At 40.5% G+C, this 2,662-nt stretch carries 3 protein-coding genes; all 3 read left to right on the top strand.

Annotation, left to right across the window (positions count from 1 at the left end):
* Positions 1 to 342 (top strand): GLPGLI family protein (locus QZ311_RS01910; protein ID WP_297063297.1); only part of this gene is annotated, 342 nt, incomplete at its 5' end.
* Positions 343 to 534: 192 nt separating this feature from the next.
* Positions 535 to 1,398: a GLPGLI family protein gene (locus QZ311_RS01905; RefSeq protein WP_297063295.1), complete on the top strand. Its 864-nt coding sequence runs from the start codon at positions 535 to 537 to the stop codon at positions 1,396 to 1,398.
* Between the two features lie 237 nt (positions 1,399 to 1,635).
* On the top strand, positions 1,636 to 2,502 hold the full coding sequence (locus tag QZ311_RS01900) for a GLPGLI family protein (protein ID WP_366141266.1): 867 nt from the start codon (positions 1,636 to 1,638) through the stop codon (positions 2,500 to 2,502).
* Positions 2,503 to 2,662 lie beyond the last annotated feature (160 nt).

The raw sequence follows: 2,662 nt of genomic DNA, 5'->3' as shown, positions 1-2,662 counted from the left end.
AGGGGACGCAACTGGACTGCATGGTACACCGAAGAGATACCGATTACAGACGGGCCTTGGAAATTCGGTGGCTTACCCGGATTGATTCTTAAAGTAGAGGATGATAAAAAGGAGCATATTATGGAGGCTTTACAGGTGAGAAAGCATGATGCCGACTTATCTTATTTCATCCGGTCATTCCTTATAAAAACCGACAGAGAAAAATACAACGAGATGTATAAGGAATTCAGGACAAACGCAGGCTCTTTCCTATCAGGTTCGCCAAATATGCCTACAAAAGCTGACGGTTCACCCGCTATCGGCAATAAGCGACTGTTTTTCAATCCTCTTGAGCTGGAGTAATCCGGCTGTACTGTGAAATTTTAGTGTCTGTCAAGAATCATGGGACAATCATACTAAATTCGTTGGGGATATTTGTTATTATGAAATAAACTATTTATATTTGCAAACGAGCGATATAATCATTTCACCAATTATGATTATACATTTATAAACGAACCGACATTTCATACATAACAATCATTCCCACGAACCATGAAACTCATAGTCAACATCACATCAATCATGCTGCTTATCCTTAGTGCAGCAGGCAGTATTGAAGCCCAGAGTTTACCTACAGACAGCGACTCGCAGCTTGCAAGGCTTGGCAATGTCCAGACTGTCGACAGGAGTTTCATAGAATGCATCTACGAGCATTGTATCTACGACCCAATTTCTGATGAAACGGAAATCAACGATTGGATTCTTGAAATCGGACGTAAAGCGAGCAGATACGGTTCATACAATTCCTACAGACGCGATTCGATTTTTGCGACCGATTACAATATGCAACCTACGGTCAACGAGTACAGGAAGGTTTATGAAAAACTACGGCCATGCTCCCAAACCGAAACACTCAAGATTCTCAGTGAAAACAAACTAAATCACTATGAGGGCATTTTCATAGACTACTATGTCTACACGGAAGATATTCCTGAATTCGACTGGAAAATCACAGACGAGACCAATGAAATTTGTGGTTACACATGCCAGAAAGCAACTACCGACTTCCGGGGACGTAAATGGAACGTATGGTATGCCGAGGAGATTAAGATAAACAACGGGCCTTTAAAATTCGGGGGGCTTCCCGGACTCATACTGAAAGTGGAGGATGACCAAAAGGAACATATCATAGAGGCGATTGCCATCAGAAAAAGCGACAAAGACTTCGGTTATAAATTAAAATCATTCCGTATTCCCACTGACAGAAAAACATTCAACAAGATGATGCATGATTTCAGGTCCGATGTCAGCTCCTTCTTTTTAGCAAATCCATCGGTCGCACCAACCAAGGCAGACGGCTCGCCAGCAGTTCCACCAAAGCGTCGCCTTTTCTACAATCCTGTGGAAATAGACTGATGGCTGCTAAAAGGCCATCTGAGACTTCTAATAACTTAATATTAAGTCATTAAAGCAACGAGGAATCCAACGCAAATAAGAATTATGGAACAACTATGCCAAATTCGTTGGGAATATTTGTTATTATGAAATAAACTATTTATATTTGCAAACGAGCGATATAATCATTTCACCAATTATGATTATACATTTATAAACGAACCGACATTTCATACATAACAATCATTCCCACGAACCATGAAACTCATAGTCAACATCACATCAATCATGCTGCTTATCCTTAGTGCAGCAGGCAGTATTGAAGCCCAGAGTTTACCTACAGACAGCGACTCGCAGCCTGCTCGACTTGGTGAATACAACAATTTTGATACAAGCATAATGGAGTGTGTTTATGAGCACGCCACCTATGATCCAATTAAAAAAAGTACTCAATGCACTGATTGGATATTGGAAATCGGTAAAAATGGAAGTAAATACGGCTTATATCCGACATATCAATGCGATTCGATAATTAATGCGGATTATAATGGAAAACCAACAAGAGGTGAATATTATGCTGTGGCCAATAAGTTTGAAACAACAAAACTGACAGAACAAATAAAAAATTTAAGCGAAAATAAATTCAAAAACTATGAAAGCATATTCATGGACTGGTATTACTATGAAGAACCTATACCACAAATAGAATGGAATTTGGTTGCAGGAACAGACGAAATATGCGGTCATGAATGCAAGAAAGCGACAACTACATTTCGCGGACGAAACTGGACTGCATGGTACACCGAAGAGATTCCGATAGACAACGGACCGTGGAAATTCGGTTGTCTCCCGGGGTTGATTCTCAAGGTCGAGGACGACAGGAAAGAACATGTATTCGAGGCTTTGCAGCTTCGTAAGAGCAGCCGTGAGTTTGGAAACTTCATTCATTCCTTCATCATAACCACCGACCGGCAGAAGTTCAACAAAATGATGCGTGATTATAAATGGGATGCAGGCAGCTTCATCGGCAACACCCCCAACATGCCGACCGCATTAGACGGTACTCCCGCCATAAAGAAGAATACCCGGCTATTCTATAATCCCATTGAACTGGACTGGGAGTAGACGGAAGCGCATAAACCTTATTCATTAATTTCCCAAATGAATTTATCGGTAAACCTAATTAACACTCCTGATTTAGCACTCGTAACATTAATTTATCGCACAATAAAACTAAATCAAGGTGTTTAATAATCATGAATTCAATAGCCTTATGACACTCAAC

The sequence above is a fragment of the uncultured Duncaniella sp. genome, from assembly GCF_910578445.1.
Taxonomy (GTDB): Bacteria; Bacteroidota; Bacteroidia; order Bacteroidales; family Muribaculaceae; genus Duncaniella.
This window is presented reverse-complemented; position numbering and strand designations above follow the sequence as displayed.

Excerpts from the sequence above, each read along its gene's own strand:
- QZ311_RS01905 (WP_297063295.1), top strand. The coding sequence starts at position 535 with ATGAAACTCATAGTCAACATCACATCAATCATGCTGCTTATCCTTAGT.
- QZ311_RS01900 (WP_366141266.1), top strand. The coding sequence starts at position 1,636 with ATGAAACTCATAGTCAACATCACATCAATCATGCTGCTTATCCTTAGT.